Annotated in this window: 15 protein-coding genes; 4 read left to right on the top strand and 11 right to left on the bottom strand. The window is 30.6% G+C overall.

Annotated features, from left to right (window positions below):
• Positions 1 to 4 precede the first annotated feature (4 nt).
• Together rimM and MW871_RS02150 are read left to right on the top strand one after the other, a co-directional pair.
• Entirely contained in the window at positions 5 to 529 is a 525-nt protein-coding gene (rimM, locus tag MW871_RS02155) for a ribosome maturation factor RimM (protein ID WP_210645480.1), read from the top strand.
• A gap of 156 nt (positions 530 to 685) precedes the next feature.
• Entirely contained in the window at positions 686 to 1348 is a 663-nt protein-coding gene (locus MW871_RS02150; protein WP_248427391.1) for a tRNA1(Val) (adenine(37)-N6)-methyltransferase, read from the top strand.
• Between the two features lie 72 nt (positions 1349 to 1420).
• Here the strand turns inward: MW871_RS02150 and MW871_RS02145 are convergent, their stop codons facing one another.
• Both MW871_RS02145 and MW871_RS02140 read right to left on the bottom strand, forming a co-directional pair.
• Positions 1421 to 2998, bottom strand: coding sequence for a vitamin K epoxide reductase family protein (locus MW871_RS02145; protein WP_248427390.1), 1578 nt, complete (start codon positions 2996 to 2998; stop codon positions 1421 to 1423).
• Between the two features lie 798 nt (positions 2999 to 3796).
• A complete protein-coding gene (locus tag MW871_RS02140) occupies positions 3797 to 5527 on the bottom strand; it encodes an AraC family transcriptional regulator (protein ID WP_248427389.1) in 1731 nt (576 codons plus the stop codon).
• Between the two features lie 393 nt (positions 5528 to 5920).
• Between MW871_RS02140 and MW871_RS02135 the strand changes: the two genes are divergently transcribed.
• On the top strand, positions 5921 to 7099 hold the full coding sequence (locus tag MW871_RS02135; RefSeq protein WP_188049478.1) for an acyl-CoA dehydrogenase family protein: 1179 nt from the start codon (positions 5921 to 5923) through the stop codon (positions 7097 to 7099).
• Positions 7100 to 7170: 71 nt separating this feature from the next.
• Here the strand turns inward: MW871_RS02135 and MW871_RS02130 are convergent, their stop codons facing one another.
• From MW871_RS02130 to MW871_RS02095, 8 genes are all read right to left on the bottom strand, one after another.
• Complete coding sequence (locus tag MW871_RS02130) at positions 7171 to 7488, bottom strand: 2Fe-2S iron-sulfur cluster-binding family protein (RefSeq protein WP_035668621.1); 318 nt, start codon at positions 7486 to 7488, stop codon at positions 7171 to 7173.
• Between the two features lie 57 nt (positions 7489 to 7545).
• The gene (locus MW871_RS02125) at positions 7546 to 7785 is read right to left on the bottom strand and encodes a NifU family protein (protein WP_188049477.1); all 240 of its coding nucleotides are present in this window, start codon (positions 7783 to 7785) and stop codon (positions 7546 to 7548) included.
• A gap of 39 nt (positions 7786 to 7824) precedes the next feature.
• Positions 7825 to 8961: an Mrp/NBP35 family ATP-binding protein gene (locus MW871_RS02120; protein WP_188049476.1), complete on the bottom strand. Its 1137-nt coding sequence runs from the start codon at positions 8959 to 8961 to the stop codon at positions 7825 to 7827.
• Positions 8962 to 9306: 345 nt separating this feature from the next.
• Entirely contained in the window at positions 9307 to 9633 is a 327-nt protein-coding gene (locus MW871_RS02115) for an MGMT family protein (RefSeq protein ID WP_188049475.1), read from the bottom strand.
• A gap of 41 nt (positions 9634 to 9674) precedes the next feature.
• On the bottom strand, positions 9675 to 10310 hold the full coding sequence (locus MW871_RS02110; RefSeq protein ID WP_248427388.1) for a LysE family transporter: 636 nt from the start codon (positions 10308 to 10310) through the stop codon (positions 9675 to 9677).
• A 46-nt stretch (positions 10311 to 10356) separates the two neighbouring features.
• Positions 10357 to 11034, bottom strand: a complete 678-nt coding sequence (gene trmB, locus MW871_RS02105) for a tRNA (guanosine(46)-N7)-methyltransferase TrmB (protein ID WP_188049473.1) — start codon at positions 11032 to 11034, stop codon at positions 10357 to 10359.
• A gap of 118 nt (positions 11035 to 11152) precedes the next feature.
• Positions 11153 to 11665 (bottom strand): nuclear transport factor 2 family protein, encoded by a 513-nt coding sequence (locus MW871_RS02100; protein WP_248427387.1) that lies wholly within the window; start codon positions 11663 to 11665, stop codon positions 11153 to 11155.
• Between the two features lie 14 nt (positions 11666 to 11679).
• Positions 11680 to 14136 (bottom strand): AsmA family protein, encoded by a 2457-nt coding sequence (locus MW871_RS02095; protein ID WP_248427386.1) that lies wholly within the window; start codon positions 14134 to 14136, stop codon positions 11680 to 11682.
• Positions 14137 to 14653: 517 nt separating this feature from the next.
• On the opposite strand from MW871_RS02095, the gene MW871_RS02090 reads away from it, so the two are divergent.
• Positions 14654 to 16243 carry a L,D-transpeptidase family protein gene (locus MW871_RS02090; RefSeq protein WP_248427385.1) on the top strand — a complete coding sequence of 530 codons (1590 nt, stop codon included), beginning with the start codon at positions 14654 to 14656 and terminating at the stop codon, positions 16241 to 16243.
• A 147-nt stretch (positions 16244 to 16390) separates the two neighbouring features.
• On the opposite strand, the gene MW871_RS02085 is transcribed toward MW871_RS02090, so the two are convergent.
• Positions 16391 to 16705, bottom strand: coding sequence for an HPF/RaiA family ribosome-associated protein (locus MW871_RS02085; protein ID WP_188049469.1), 315 nt, complete (start codon positions 16703 to 16705; stop codon positions 16391 to 16393).
• Positions 16706 to 16861 lie beyond the last annotated feature (156 nt).

The raw sequence follows: 16861 nt of genomic DNA, 5'->3' as shown, positions 1-16861 counted from the left end.
AGAAATGCGTAAAGAAGATTGTTTCTATTTAGGTAAAATCGCTAAAAAATTTAGTTTCAAAGGGGAAGTTCTTGCCTATTTAGATACGGACGAACCTGAGTTATATCAAAATTTGGAATCAGTGTTTGTTGAATGCAACAAACACTTGGTTCCATTTTTTATTGAAAGTAGCTCTTTGCACAAGAATGATTTCCTCAGAATCCGATTTGAGGATATGAATACCGAAGAAGACGCTGATGCTGTAATAGGCAACGACTTGTATCTTCCATTAAAAATGTTGCCTAAACTTACAGGTAACAAGTTCTACTTTCACGAAGTAATAGGCTTTGAAGTCGAAGACAAACGCCTTGGTGTAGTTGGCAAAATCGAATCTATTAATGACACTACAGCCCAACCTCTTTTTGAAGTTTTAAATGGTGAAGTTGAAATTCTTATCCCTATGATTGATCATTTCTTGGTGAAAATTGACCGAGAAAACAAAAAAGTAATCATGGATTTACCTGAGGGACTTATTGAAATGTATCTTTAGAGAAAATGACAACTGGATCGTTAGTAGCAATTTGTTTTATAAAATCTAAAATGCTTTGCCAGTTCGCTAACGCTCGGGTCACTATCTATTAATCCTCAATATTCAATCACTTTGTTTCAATTCAAACAATTTTCTGTAAATCAAGACCGCTGCGCGATGAAAATCGGGACTGATGGTGTTTTGCTTGGTGCTTGGACACCAATAAGCAACAATCCTTATAGTATTTTAGATATTGGAACAGGAACAGGAGTTATCGCCCTAATGCTTGCACAAAGAAGCCATGCAGAGCAAATTGACGCTTTAGAAATTGACGAAAATGCTTATGAGCAATCTGTAGATAACTTTGAAAATTCCCCTTGGAGTGATCGTTTATTTTGCTATCATGCAGGTTTAGATGAATTTATCGAAGAGCCAGAAGACGAATATGACCTAATTATTTCTAATCCTCCATTTTACAGTGAAGATTACAAATCGGATAATGAGCAACGTGCTTTAGCTCGTTTTCAAGAAGCCATGCCTTTTGAAGATTTAATCGAAGCTGCTGATTTACTATTATCTGAAAATGGAGTTTTTTCAGTAATTATACCCTTTAAAGAAGAGCGTAGTTTTTTGGCTTTAGCCAAAGAATATGAATTATATCCTTTCAAAATTACGCGTGTAAAAGGAACACCAACTTCTGAAACCAAGCGTACTTTATTGGCATTTAGCCGTAAAGAAATTTTAGATTTCGTTATTGATGAATTAATTATTGAAACTGCTAGACACGCTTACACGCCAGAATATATTGAACTAACTAAGGATTTTTATTTGAAATTTTAATCCGCCTTCAGAATATCTTTAAACTGATATAATATTCTTTCTAACAATCTCAAATACTTTAAAATTATAATACTACGCTCTGACTTCTTGAGTTAAATTAGCCAATTGATAAAACTCTCTTTCCATTTCAAAATCATTAAAAAAATACTTCAATTCATTTATTTCATAACCAGAAGGCAATAATTTATTATTTACAATTTTGACTGGGGAATAATTAAATTTATTTTGAAGACACCAATCGTACTGCTTTTGGATTTCATCTTTAAATTTTGTGGTTATAGTTTCTACTCCCCATTTAATTTTCCATTCTTTTAATCCAATTTGTTTCAAATGCCAATCGGTAATCGCTTCATGCATCCTATCCGGATTAACATCATTAATAGCGAGCAAACTCTCGACAACAATAGTATAGGGATTATCGTTATTAAACGGATTAACATTGAACAAAACATTTAAAAAGATCTTTTTTGGATATTTCTTTACTAAATCAAGCCCATCTTTAAAGGCTGCATGACAAAGGCTAGAATTAGGGCTAAGAATCAAAGTAAGTTGAACAGAGGCTTCTTTATTACCAAAAGTTAATCCTTGCAAAACTTCAAATCCTTTTAATGTTGGTACATCTTGTAGTAAAAAATCAAATATCATATAATTCCGCTTAAATTTTTTAAGCTCCTTTATAGATTTTTTACCTTCAATAATATTTTCTAAAATTGGTTTAATAACTATCCAAAAAGAGGAAATAAATATTAAGGAAATAATATAGGCAAAAGGAAACAAAATAGTCTCTAAATTAAAAGCTTCCGTTACAAAAAACCAAGCTAAACCTTGGATTAAAATAATAGACGCCACAACTAAACACAAAACACACCATTTTTCTAATATTAATCTTCTTATCCATAATCTATAAACTATTAATGGAATAGCAAAGAGACTAAGTGCTCCAATTAAAACACATGAATTTGTGGGTTCTAAAACTATTGACAAAAGGTTTATACTAAAAAAAAGCATTGGCAAATCAGAGTAATTTAGCCACTTTCTTATCGTTCTGTTTTTAGACTTGATAGGGGATGTACACGAAGTATTCGAACTTTCATTACAAAATTTAGAGATCAACTCATTTTGGTATCCCAATTTTTCTTGAGTGATAAGAGTGCTGAAAAACAGTCCTACAATACTTGTTGAAAGTAGAAAGTAATCATAAAAAGTATATTTATTGTAGAAAAAAGAAATTGCAATTATTAATAAAACGGGAACAATACATTGGAGTAACTTGACATGAACATTAGATTTTTGGTTTAAAATAATCTCGTTTGGCTCAATGACAATAACTAAACCGCTCCAGCCCTCTATAAATTCATCGAAGGTCAAATGCTTTTTTTCTCCCTTAACATTAAGAAAAACAAGGCTACTTAAAGTTTTAGAAACTAAAACTAAACTTTGTTTGAATACAGCCAAAAAAGAATCAGGTAATTCATTAAAGTTTTCTTTAGGGATAGTATCTACTTTATTGGGGATAGAAAGTAAGGCTAATGAATCCGTTATCGCAAACAAACTTGGAAAATTAGGATGAGACTGAAATAAATCCTCAAATTCTAATTTCTCTTGCGAATAATTATTTCTTTCTAAATACTTTTCAACTAAATTTATCATATTATTCTCTGTCAAAAAAAATAGATTGATACAATGCTTTTTACAAATATGAAGTTTTTTTGTTTTGCTAAATCTATTTATGCCAATAATTCAACAATTTCACACTTACAATTTATAAATTATCATACTGCAATAATACTATTAAATATTTGAAATACAATTACTTGCGGGTAAAAACATAGTAGATAAAAATAATAAAAAATAAAGCAGTCTTTAAAACCAGTAATTTGAAAAAATTTAATAATCTTTCTATTTTTTCATTAAAATACAGTAATAAAAATAGAAGATTAAGTTCAAAAGGCACTATGAAAATTAAAACTCTAATACAATTATTATGAAGTTGATTAAACCAATTTATAAATATAAATTTTGGCAACATCATGAGAATACTTGTAAAAAACAAATCAAAACTTAAAAAATGAAACTCAAAATGAAGTTGTTATTTATTGTATTAACATCATGAAATATAATGTTAATGTAGATTACGGTGATAATGTCAAATAATTATGGAATTCAAAATAACAAAACCAATCATATGATGGATTTTTTAAATATTAATAGGAGGAAACTAAATTTTAAAGAGAATGTAATAAAAGAAAGTTTTCAAAATTAATATTGAAGAGCAAAAAAATGGAAACACAAAACCCTTTATTTTTTTGTCGGTTCTGAATGTCATTATTATATATTCTCTGTAATAATATTATTTTTTAATTAATGATGGAAAACTAAAAGTATTCATTACACGTAAAAACTTTTACAGTAAGAAATCTTGATTAAATCTAACTAATTTTTAACGAATTAAACAATTTCTTTTTCAAGTCCTTTAATAAATTGAATCGGTGTAACTCCTGTTCGTTTATTAAAGGATTTTGTAAATGAAACGGCATTTTTAAATCCTACACTTTCCGCAATTGCTTGAGTAGAATATTTTCTATAAGTTGCATTAGAAATCATTTCCTCAATTACATAATTTATTCTAAGTTCATTTAAATACTCACTAAACGTTTTATTATAATGATTATTAACTACGCTAGAAAGATAAGAGGTGTTAGTTTTGATTTTTTTTGCGGCAGATTGTTGGGTAAAATCAGGTTTTAAATATTCTAATTTTTTTTCTAAAAATTTTAATTTTTCTAAAATTTCATTTTCTTTTTCAATACTAATTACAGTAGAAGTGTTTTTGACAATTTCTTGATTGATTATAATTTCTTTCTCTGAATTAATTCTATTCATTCTGTATTCCTCAATCAAATCAGCTACTTTACGTTCCGCTATTTTTTTCTTTTTGAAACCTCTTACTGCAAGAAAACCTAAAAAAACAACTAAAACACATAAAACTAAAACAACCAAAATAGTAAGATTCTTTTTGTATTTATAGTCTTCTTGAATAATTTTCATTTCCGTTTTTAATTGTTCCTTACTCTTTTTAAAATTAACTTCAGCTATTTCTTTATTCAGCTTAAATTCATTTTTTTCATAGTTTTCTAAATATATTTCCGAATATTTAGCCGCCTCTTCTTGATTTTTTAGAGCTTGGTATATTTTAGCTTGATAATAATTAGATTTTAGGAATTCTATGGGATTCGCTTTATCGGCATAATAAATTGAATCTACTTTTTTAAAATACACTAGAGATTGTTTGTATTCTTTTTTATAATAATACAAATCTCCTAGATTATATATGATCTTAGAATATTCAAGAAAAAAACCATTTTCTTTTGAGCTATTCAAAATACTTTGATATCCTTTTTCGGCTTCTGAAAAATTTTTCTTGAGGTAATAAATATTTGCTAAATTCATCTGAGCTAACATTTTATTATAATCTAAAGATTTAGAATAAATAATAGCTTTAACATAATAAAATTGAGCAGAATCTAAATATTCGGTTTTATCTATTTTACTTTTGTAGAAATCCTCATAATATTTACCTAAATTCAAATTTATTGCACTTTTATACATATTAAATTGCTCATCTGAAAATAGATATCGCATTTTATCAATCATCAGGTCTGATTGTTTAGAAATAGAAATAGCTTCTTTATAATTTCCTACCTCATTATTTATTAAGCCTATGTTTATATTAAATTTGAGTGCTTGTACACGATCATTGATACTGATAGACAATTTTCTCCCTTCTTGAAACTGATCTAATGCATGGCTAAAATCACCTCTTTTCCAAGAACTTAAACCGCCACAATTTAGCAAATAGGCATTCATTTCTATTTTATCTTTAGAAGAAGAAATCTTTTTTAAACTTTCATAGGCTCTATCCAATGAGAATTTTGAGTTCTGAACATCACCCTTAATTTGATACAAGTAGGATTTGGTTCCTTGAGCAAAAGCTTGATGCAAATGATTATTAGAAGTTTCTAATTTATCGGTATAAATAAAAGCGCTATCAATATTAGAACTTGATAACAATCTAATTTTATTTTTAATAATCGTATATTCCTGCTCTGACAAATTAGATTTGCTTTGGGAATACGATACCGTTATCATTAAAAAAAAACAATAAAATAGATAACGCATTTCAGGTTTGGTTTAAAAAAATTAAAACCCAAATGTAAAATTAATAGATGAACAATTGAGAATAAAAATTTCAATATTTTTAAAAATGTCAGCAATAGCAATAATCTATTATATAAAATTAAAGAATAATTTATTTTTTTAGCATCAATCGCTTACTCTAGAAATCCAATAATGAAATTATTCAACCACTATAATTAAAAACAACTTCTATTTTTTTATTAGGAGAAGATTTTTTAAAATTTAAAATTCACTACATTTATATATAGCAATTTTCAAATAGCTTCGTACAAGCTTAAAAAAGCTATGTTTTTCACAAAATAGAAAAAATATAACATTTGTTAATGCATTTGTTATATTTCTTTGTGTAGATTTGTTCTTTTAAAATTAGCTAACATGAAACCAGATTTATTTCAATCCCCTGATTATTACAACCTAGACGATTTACTAACAGAAGAGCACAAATTAGTTCGTGATTCTGCGCGTGCTTGGGTTAAGAAAGAAGTATCGCCTATTATAGAAGATTTTGCTCAAAGAGCAGAATTTCCGAAACAAATCATAAAAGGTTTGGGCGAAATTGGCGGATTTGGCCCTTATATTCCTGAAGAATATGGAGGAGCTGGATTAGACCAAATATCATACGGATTGATCATGCAAGAAATTGAACGCGGAGATTCTGGTGTTCGTTCTACCTCTTCTGTACAATCTTCATTGGTCATGTATCCTATTTGGAAATACGGAAATGAAGAACAAAGAATGAAATATTTACCCAAATTAGCTACGGGCGAATTCATGGGATGTTTTGGATTAACAGAACCTAATTATGGTTCTGATCCAGGAAGCATGATTACCAATTTTAAAGATATGGGTGATCATTATTTGCTAAATGGTGCCAAAATGTGGATTTCTAATGCACCTTTCGCAGATATTGCCATAGTTTGGGCTAAAAATGAAGAAGGTAGAATACACGGTTTGATTGTAGAAAGAGGAATGGAAGGATTTTCTACTCCAGAAACACATAATAAATGGTCGCTTCGTGCTTCCTCAACAGGAGAATTAATTTTTGACAATGTCAAAGTACCAAAAGAGAATTTATTACCAAACAAATCGGGATTAGGTGCGCCACTTGGTTGTCTTGATTCTGCTCGTTACGGAATTGCTTGGGGTGCTATTGGTGCTGCTATGGATTGTTATGATACTGCTTTACGTTATGCAAAAGAAAGAATTCAGTTTGATAAGCCTATCGCAGGAACACAATTACAACAAAAGAAATTAGCCGAAATGATTACTGAAATCACAAAAGCACAATTGCTAACTTGGAGATTAGGAGTGTTAAGAAATGAAGGAAGAGCTACAACAGCACAAATTTCAATGGCTAAAAGAAACAATGTAGATATGGCCATTCATATCGCTCGTGAAGCAAGACAAATGTTAGGCGGAATGGGAATTACAGGAGAATACTCGATTATGCGTCACATGATGAACTTAGAGTCTGTAATTACTTACGAAGGAACACATGATATTCACTTATTGATTACAGGAATGGATATAACTGGAATTCCAGCATTCAAATAAGTCATTCAATATTAGATAATATGCTTATTAATAAAGCAAAAAAAATCCCGATAAATATCGGGATTTTTTATTTAATTTTCTGGAGCTAGTTCTAACTCTAAACCTTCTAGACTTTCAGTAATCGGGATTTGACAACCCAAACGACTATTTGATTTTACATAAAATGCTTCGGAGAGCATCGCTTCTTCATCATCACCCATTTCTGGTAATGCTACATCGTTTAAAACATAACACTGACAAGAAGCACACATTGCCATTCCGCCACAAGTTCCTTCAACTGGTAACTCGTATGCTTTACACAACTCCATGATATTCATCGCCATATCTGTAGGCGCTTGTAATTCATGAACAACTCCTTCTCTATCTTTAATTTTTATTAATACATCCATCAATTGGTTGTGCGTTTAAAGTTTTATTTTTTAATGTATAAAATTCAAATAAACAAATTATAAAATATTTACAACCGTTTCTATTTGTGGCGCAAACTTTTTAATAGTAGTTTCTACTCCAGCTCTCAATGTCATTTGATTTACACTACAACTAGTACAAGCCCCTTCAAGACGCACTTTTACATGCTTGCCGTCCTCGATAGAGATTAATGTAATATCACCGCCGTCAGAAACCAAAAAAGGTCTAATTTCTTCTAATGCTTTTTGAACTTCAATTGTTAATTCTTCTGTTGTCATATTAATTTTATTATTGCTAATTGCAGAGCCATTAATCGATTACTTTTTAACTGATGAGCAACCCGCCATAGTTGTTATTTTTACAGCTTCAGTGGCTGGTAAATTTTCATTTCTGCTAATCACTTCGCGTACTACATTTCGCGTAATTTCTTCAAAAACAGTAGCTGTAACTGAACCAGTTTGCATGGCCGCTGGACGACCATAATCTCCTGCTTCACGAATAGACTGCACAATTGGTACTTCTCCTAGAAAAGGAACCTCAAGATCTTCAGCAAGATTCTTAGCTCCTTCTTGTCCGAATATGTAATATTTGTTTTCTGGTAATTCCTCGGGTGTGAAATAAGCCATGTTTTCGATAATTCCCAAAACTGGAACATTAATCGCATCAGACATGAACATCGAAACTCCTTTTTTAGCATCTGCTAATGCCACTGCTTGTGGTGTGCTTACAATTACAACTCCTGTAATCGGTAAGGCTTGTACAATTGAAAGGTGAATATCGCCCGTTCCTGGAGGTAAATCTACTAGCATAAAATCTAATTCTCCCCAGTCTGCATCAAAAATCATTTGATTTAAAGCTTTAGAAGCCATCGGACCTCTCCAAATAACTGCCTGACTTGGTGAAGTAAAAAATCCAATAGAAAGAATTTTTACTTCATAGCTTTCCACCGGTTTCATTTTTGATTTCCCATCAATAGTTACAGAAACTGGTTTTTCGCTTTCTACATCAAACATAATTGGCATAGATGGACCATAAATATCAGCGTCAAGAATCCCTACTGAGAATCCCATTTTTGCTAATGAAACCGCAAGGTTTGCTGTAACAGTAGATTTTCCAACTCCTCCTTTACCAGAAGCTACTCCGATAATATTTTTTATTCCTGGAATTGCTTTTCCTTTAATCTGATTTGGATTTTCAGCAACTGCAGCTTCTACTTTAGTATTAACCTTAACTTTAGCATCAGGAGAAACTAAATCATGGATGGTTTTCTTGATATCTTCTTCTGCTCTTTTCTTAATGTGCATTGCTGGCGTATGTAACACTAAATCTACCACTACTTCATCTCCAAAAGTGATCACATTTGCAACTGCTCCGCTTTCTACCATATTTTTTCCTTCTCCAGCTACAGTAATTGTTTCTAAAGCTTTTAGGATGTCTTTTCTATCTAATTTCATTTTGAATTTACTTTTTTCTGTTGGTATTTTACACCAAAATATTATCTTTATTTAAACTGATTTCAGATTACAAAGATAACAGATTAAGTTCTTAAAATAAAGGAATTACATCGGATTTATTGATGATAGAATTGCGCGTATTTATTTGATTTTTCACAAGAAAAATAACACGTAGTACTTTTAGAAAAGCAAAAAGGGAAACTACTGAATTTTAATACATTTAAATTTTCAATGTTCATGGATTGGCACTAAAACCCTTATTTAAAAACCATACCTATTGATAAATATATAAAACTATTTCAGAGTACAAGGATTCCAAAAACATCTAAAAAAACAATTAATGTATTACAATCGCACTTCTGGAATCCAAAGCACCTTATCGAAATCCACGATCTGATTGTTGACAATTACTATTCCTTCATTTTCAAGCAATTGTTGCATCAAATTGGTACCGTCAAAGTGAAGTTTACCCGTTAACAACCCATTTCTATTAACAACTCTATGTGCTGGAACATCGTCTAGATTATGGGAAGCGTTCATTGCCCAACCTACCATTCTTGCTGAACGTGCAGTTCCTAGTGCTTTGGCAATAGCACCATAAGATGTCACTTTACCGTAAGGAATTTGTCTAACGACTTCGTAAACCCTTTCAAAAAAGTTGTCGTTTGTCATGGCTTGAGGATTAAAAATATATTGAAAGTTTATTTTAGAAATTAACTCCAATAATACTTTATAATATTAAATAAGGTAAGTGCTGATATTAAACCGGTTATGCTTCCTATAATAGTATTCACATTGCGCATAAAATAATCGGTTTTGTGTTGGATTTTTTGAAAGAAGGTGATGTAAAAATAAAACACTAAAAAAGAACCCAATACTACACCCGTAACAAAAACAAAAATAGAGGTAATATCAAAATAAAATAAATTGTAAGAAGCTAAGGTTACGCTAACAAAAACGTAATAGGGAATGGGGAAAAAGTTTAAAACTGAGAGCAACATCCCTAGAAAAAAACGTGTAGAGGTACTTCTTTTCTTTATTTTACCTTTTTTCTTTTTGGGCTTTTTAGCAATAAACAAAAAGTAAATCGTTAATGCCAAAAATATACCCAATCCTACTTCTCTCAATAAAACAATTACCTCTGGACGGCTTTTGATATATTGTGCGAAAAAAATAGCCAATGTAGCTTGAAAAAAAATCACCAAAATTGCACCTAAAACAAACCAATATGCACTTTTTTTACCTTCTTTTAAATTCACTTTGGTAGCCGTCATATTGATCAAACCTGGAGGCGTAATCCCTATAACAGCAGTAACAAAACCCAAGAACAAAGAAGTGATTAAATTCATAGTCAAAATGCGGATGTCATAACGAAGATATGCTCTTCAAAAAAAATTATTGTTTGATTTTGAATCGAATATACGTAATTGCTTTGTTAACTTCCAAATATTGTTTTTCGTAAAAAGTTTGAAAAGCAGTTACTTCTTCTGGACTTCCTTCGTTAACATAAACATTATGATTGGCGTATAAAACTTCGTGACCTTCTCCATGAAGCAACCCTAAAGTATAACCATGCATAAACTCACTGTCTGTTTTTAAATTAACAACGCCGTCTTTTTTAAGGATTTTTTTATACAATTGTAAAAACTCAGAGTTAGTCATCCTATGTTTGGTACGTTTGTATTTGATTTGAGGATCTGGAAAAGTAATCCAAATTTCGTCTACTTCATTTTCTGCAAAAATATGATTGATCAATTCGATTTGGGTACGAATAAAAGCAACGTTATGTAAACCTGTTTCTACAGCAGTTTTTGCACCACGCCAAAAACGAGCTCCTTTGATATCAATACCAACAAAGTTTTTGTTAGGATACCTTTCGGCAAGTCCTACTGAATATTCTCCTTTTCCACATCCTAATTCTAGGACTAATGGATTTTCATTTTTAAAGAATTCAGAATTCCATTTTCCTTTTAACGGAAATAAGTCTCCCACTACTTCCTCTCTTGTAGGTTGAAAAACATTTGTGAACGTCTCGTTTTCTTTGAATCTCTTTAATTTATTTTTGCTTCCCACTTTTTTATAATATTTCGGCAAAATTAAGGAATTATATATGACTGAACGATTAGTAAGCAAAATTTAATTCCGACTCATAATACTTAACAACTATAAAGGCAGTTTTATAACCAAAAAACTATAGCTTTTTCTTTTCTAATTCTTTTATCAATTGTTCTTCTATACCTTCTTTGATCTTTATAACTTCACGGCTCGTAGCATTAGGAATCGTCATAGAGAGCACATATTGTTGTATTTTCCATTTTTTCCCTATTTTGACTAGTATTCCTGAACCGCGACAAATTTTCATCTGTGTATTTAACAACTCATCAAACCAGGCCGTTTTACCAGAATTATCAAAGAAAACATGACGTTCTAAAGTGGTAAAACCCCATGCTTTTCCTTTATCAAAATGAGGTTTAGCATACGCCTGAAATTCTTGTTTGTTCCAATTTTCTGTAGCATCTGTTCCAATAAAAACAGCATCATCAGCCATCAATTCGAAATAGCCATTATAATCTGCATTAGCTGCAGCTTTATGCCAAGCATCCATAGTTTCGTTAATTTCAACTACAGCAGTTGCTTTATTTTCTTGTTTACTTTTGCAACTTAATACCAATAAAGCGACTAGAATAACACATAATTTCTTCATAATACAATAGATTTTTAGTTGTGGTTTTTATTCCATCTAATTTTAATTTTCCCTCCTTCATCAATAGCTAGTAAATACAGTACGACACCATTATATCGTTTCTCCTCTTTTTCTATATTACTGGTAATGAGTTCATCTTTTTTTGGATTTCTAAGAGGAATAGTCATTGCTAAATTGGTTCCTGCTCCAAAAGAATAGACTCCATCGACATCAAAATTCAGAATATTAGAACTTACCTTCAAATCTTTTACGGTTACTAAATCGCCATTAATTTTAAAATTTCCTGATAAATCGCTAAAAACAACGTTGTTTACCTCTCTAAATGGAAAAGCGAATTTACCTATATTTGTTAAAGGCTTAAAATCAATTAGAGCACCATTTTTCACATCAAACTTGGCTGTTCCTCCAAGAGAATTTGTCTTAAGTTGTCCGCCAGAAAGCAATCTGCCCGAAACAGAAGCGGAGGCATTTAGTAATCCTTTTAAATTTTTTGGTTGAAAGGATTGAATTCCAAAATTATTAAACGCTGCCAAAAATTTAGCAATATCTACTTTATTGATTTGTGCGTTAGATTGCATCAAAAAAGTATCAGAATCAGGAGTTAGTTTTCCATCAAATGTAATCGTTCCACCTGCACTTGCTACCGAACCGTTTTTTACAATTAGTTGATTATTAGCTAATAAAACCAAGGCATTTGCATTCGTAGCCTCTAACTTGCTATAAACCATTTTATCTGCTTTTAGGTTTAATAGCACTTGGCATTTATCAATTACAGAATACATTTTATCAGAAAAATTGTTGTCGTCTTTTTTGGTAATTATTTTTTTATGATTAGCATTCGTAATTACTCCAGCAAATTGTTTCACATCAAGAAATGGAGCATAAATATCCCAATTCACAATCATTTTTTCAGGATTATCGTAATAAAGAGTCAGGAAGTTATCTATTTTTCCATGCATAAAAACGGCGTTGCGACGGTCGTTAAAATTTATTTTTTTTATTATAAGTGCTTTTTCAGTAAAATCAAGATCAATATTGGTTTTTACAAAAGTTAGATTTCTTGGTCCGTAATATATCACTGCATTTTTGACGGTTGTATTTCCGGTAAATAGAGGTTTTTGAATTCTTAAATTGGAAACACCAAATTTAAAATCTAGATTCACATTGGCTTGACCATCAGAAAAATGCATAAAATCTTTGGGAATAATTTCATTCAACCGCGAAACTTCAAAATCTGATTTAAAAGTGCCCGCAACAATTGTCTTTTCAAAATTCGCAATAATCCCAATTGGAATTTTAAAAGGAATCGTTTTGTATTTCCCCTCAAAATTAGTTAATGTAATAGTCGAATTTACATCATTACAAGCGGTAGTTTTTACGTATTGATTGGTAAAGCTAGCCTCAAAACTACAGTCGTTAATTATACCATCTGGAATTTTAAGTTTATTATTTTTTATTTTTGTTATTACCTTAATTTCAGGATCTCCAACAGCATTCATATCACCAATAATAGTACAAAGAACAGGAATTGGCTTTTTTAAATCAAACTGATTAATTCTGTTGCTGATATTTGCACTTAATAAAGCAGAAGCATTCTGCCATAAAATGGTCGTTTTTATAGCAATATCAAACGGTGATTTGTTTTTATCTAAACTAAAATTTGCTTTGATATTAAAGATTTCTTCACCAATTAAAAGTTTATCTGTAGCCACACTAATTTTATTTTTAGCTTCGGAAAAACTAACTTTTAGCACGCCTTCAACTATTTTATCCCTGACAAAACTACCTCTTTGAGTATTGAATGCCATGCTTTTTGCAAGCGTTTTTAAATACAAATTGGTGTTCCAATTTTCGTTATCAAAATCTATTCTGCTGCGAAGTGCAATGATATTAAAATCAAATAATTTATTTCCGAGTTGGTTTTCTGAAATGAAATGAACCTCATCAAAGACAATTTCGTTAAAGGTGGAAGTGGCAGCGCTTTTAGACTTATCAATTTTTGCTTTGGGTCTAAAAATAGCTGTATTTACAATTCCGTCTTTTCCCTTGTACAAATGGATTGTCGCCCTTTGAATTTCAATTTTATCGATACTAATTTCATTATGCAGCAAACCCAATACATTCATTCGAACCTCAATTTCATCTGCTTTCAGCAAAGTGCGTTTATGCAAAAAATACAAACTATCTCTTAATTCTACTTGACTTAAAGCCAAAGTCATATTTGGAAATCCTTTTAGAAATTTATAATTGATATCATTGATGTGAATTGTTCCGGTGATATTATCGTTAATCTTAGCATTAATTTGTGTAACTATTTTTGCTTTATTATGATTAAAATAAAAAGCAAGACCTATAGCAGATAGAAAAAAAAGGAGGACCAATCCTAGAAAAAACAATACAGTGTATTTAATTATTTTTCTAAAACTTGCTCCTTCACTATAAACTGAGCTATGCTTCCAAAATTGTTTCATCGATGCTTGTTCTCTAATTTGAATACAAGGTAGCTAAATTTAGTAGCTTATGACGTTTGAGAGCTAGAAACTGTTCTCTAAAATTATTTTTACCTAAGCTTTTTAATTATTTAATGTCAAAAAACAAATCATGAGTATGACAGTAAATAACTTATTACCAATTAATTAAAACAAGACAAAGTTTTTGCTATTTTTATATCTTTAAAAAAAATGCTGGAATCCGTTTAAATCATTTGAGAGTTATTTTTTTTTTATATAATGTGGAACAGACATTACATAATTATTGGATTCTAAAAACCTAAATGCGCTATTAAACGTATCATTTTCTTGGCTTATTTTTAAAGTAATTATTGATAACCAGTTGCTTAAGTTAAAAAAAACATTCGGATTAATTGGTATTCAATAATTAATTTTTAAGTTGAAAAATTGGCACTATTTTAAACAAGTAATTCAGCACTAGATTTGATGTACTTTTGCTATTGATTTAGTGTATTCTAAACACATTAAAATTAGATTTATGAAGAAAAAAATTACTCCTATACTCCTGATTACTTTTACATTTTTATTTGTTTTGGTTTCTTGTAAAAAGAAAATTGAGAGTCAACCTGCAATAGTTCCAGCTACTATAAACACCATTGAAGTTGCTTTTGATAGCACACAGATTAAAACTTTTTTCCAGAAATATCCGGATCTAATTTCCTATCAAGCAGAAGTAGAAGAGCTTTATCGCAAGCATCAATCTCATTATATTTGGTTTGATAAAGATGGTCTTAACGAATTTTCTGGTTTGCTTTATAACAAAGTAAACAATCTAAGTTCAGAAGGCGTAGAGACTGTGATTCCTTATAAAGAAAAATTTGATGCAATTTATAGCAATCCAGAAAACAATAAAAAAGCCAATGTAGATACCGAGTTATTAAGTTCGTCATTGTACTTTTTCTACGCACGAAAAGTCTATGCTGGTATCGACAATCAAAAAACTAATGATTTAGAATGGTTTTTGCCTCGAAAAAAACAAAGTTATGTTCATTTTTTAGACTCTTTATTAGTAGATCCATCTTTGATTAATAAGGAAGAGAAAGGCGTTTTAAAACAGTATTATCTTTTAAAAGATGTATTGCAAAAATACCAAAAAATAGAAAAAAAAGGAGGCTGGGACACGATCTCGCTAAATCCTAAAGTAAAGTCGTATGTACCAGGCGATAGTGCAACAGCAATTGCACAAATAAGAAAATATTTATTTGTTACCGATGCCATTTCTAGTGATTCTAAAAGTATGGTTTATGATGAAGAATTAGCAGCGGGCGTTTTGAACTTTAAAAAGAGTAGCGGGAATGCTATAAATAAAACGATTTTGCCAGAACATATTAAATACATGAATGTTCCTATTAGCCAACGCATCAAAACGATTATGGTAAATATGGAACGTTGCCGATGGATTTCGAATGATATTACTAAATCGAAAGAATTAATCGTGGTTAATATTCCTGCCTTCGAATTAACTTTTTTTAGAGACGGTAAACCCGAATTACACTCTAGAGTTGTTGTGGGCAAGACTATGAATAAAACCGTTATTTTTAGCGCTCCAATGAAATACATTGTTTTTAGACCTTACTGGAATGTACCAACGAGTATTTTGAAAAAAGAAATTCTTCCTGCTATCGAAAAAAATCCAAATTATTTAGCACAACATAATATGGAATGGAATAATAATTCTGTGAGGCAAAAACCGGGAACATCAAATTCATTAGGATTAGTGAAATTTCTATTTCCCAATTCGAATGATATTTATTTGCACGATACTCCCTCAAAAAATTTGTTTAATAGAGACACTCGCGCCTTTAGTCATGGATGTATCCGAGTGGCAAAGCCAAGAGAACTTGCCGCTGCAATCATGAAATACGACACCAAATGGAATGCAGAAAAAATTAATGCCAAAATGGATAGTGGAGACGAATATTGGTATACGCTTAAGAACAAAATTCCAGTTTATATTGGTTATTTTACATCTTGGGTAGGTGATGATGGCATTATCCGATTTTATGATGATGTGTATAAAAGAGATGATAAGCTAGCCTCCATTTTATTTGAAAATAAAGTTAAATAAGAGTTTTACAATTAATTGAAGAAAAAATAGTGACCAAAAATCTATTTTCTAAAATCTAAAGTTTAATCACTTCTTGATTCCATAAAAAAAATGACACGATCTAAAAGTAAGATCGTGTCATTTTTTTTATACCAAAAACAGTACTTTTTAATACGTTTTCTTTTTTTCAAAAGTGGTTTCTAATACTTTTTTGATTTTATCCAATGCACCATGAAATGCTTTTTCAGTAGTGTCGGCATGATTTGTAACCGCAACAGGCTGCATATTTATCGGACGCGCTTCAATAAGGCAACGTTTATCGTTGGTTCCTGATTTATCACTATTCTCATCACCAAGATGTACTTCTAAACGAGTTATTTTATCTTCAAAACGAGCTAAAGCAGTTTGTAATTCTTCTGAAATATATGCTTTTAAACGTGCGTGTCCTTCTACGTTATTGTCTGTGTTGATTTGTACTGTCATGTTCTATTTATTTAATGTTTGTCTCTCAAATTTACCGAAAAGGTTATCAAAAAACGACTGCATTAATAAAACATTGTGAAAAAATTAAAAGAAAATAATGATTTTTCCGAAAATGAAAAAACAATGCTTATTGTATTTGTTTTAGAGTGTAAATTG

The organism is Flavobacterium pygoscelis (genome assembly GCF_023162025.1).
In the GTDB taxonomy this organism is placed as follows: domain Bacteria; phylum Bacteroidota; class Bacteroidia; order Flavobacteriales; family Flavobacteriaceae; genus Flavobacterium; species Flavobacterium pygoscelis.
Note: the sequence above shows the minus strand (reverse complement) of the source record. Positions and strands in the feature narration are given on the sequence as shown.